Raw genomic sequence first — 457 nt, 5'->3', positions numbered from 1 at the left:
GAGGTAAAATTTATGACAATGAACATTACCAGTAAACAAATGGAAATTACTCCGGCCATCCGCCAACATGTCGCAGACCGTCTCGCCAAACTGGAAAAATGGCAAACACATCTGATTAATCCACATATCATTCTGTCCAAAGAGCCACAAGGGTTTGTTGCTGACGCCACAATCAATACACCTAACGGCGTTCTGGTTGCCAGTGGTAAACATGAAGATATGTACACCGCAATTAACGAATTGATCAACAAGCTGGAACGGCAGCTCAATAAACTGCAGCACAAAGGCGAAGCACGTCGTGCCGCAACATCGGTGAAAGACGCCAACTTCGTCGAAGAAGTTGAAGAAGAGTAGTCCTTTATATTGAGTGTATCGCCAACGCGCCTTCGGGCGCGTTTTTTGTTGACAGCGTGAAAACAGTACGGGTACTGTACTAAAGTCACTTAAGGAAACAAAC

The 457-nt window shown here is 45.1% G+C and carries 1 protein-coding gene; it reads left to right on the top strand.

The features are described from left to right. The coding region (gene raiA, locus BBB58_RS14935; RefSeq protein ID WP_369126283.1) for a ribosome-associated translation inhibitor RaiA at window positions 1–354 on the top strand (354 nt) is incomplete at its 5' end. Window positions 355–457: the final 103 nt, after the last annotated feature.

The sequence above is a fragment of the Exiguobacterium profundum genome, from assembly GCF_001909285.1.
Classification (GTDB): domain Bacteria; phylum Bacillota; class Bacilli; order Exiguobacteriales; family Exiguobacteriaceae; genus Exiguobacterium; species Exiguobacterium profundum.
Note: the sequence above shows the minus strand (reverse complement) of the source record. Positions and strands in the feature narration are given on the sequence as shown.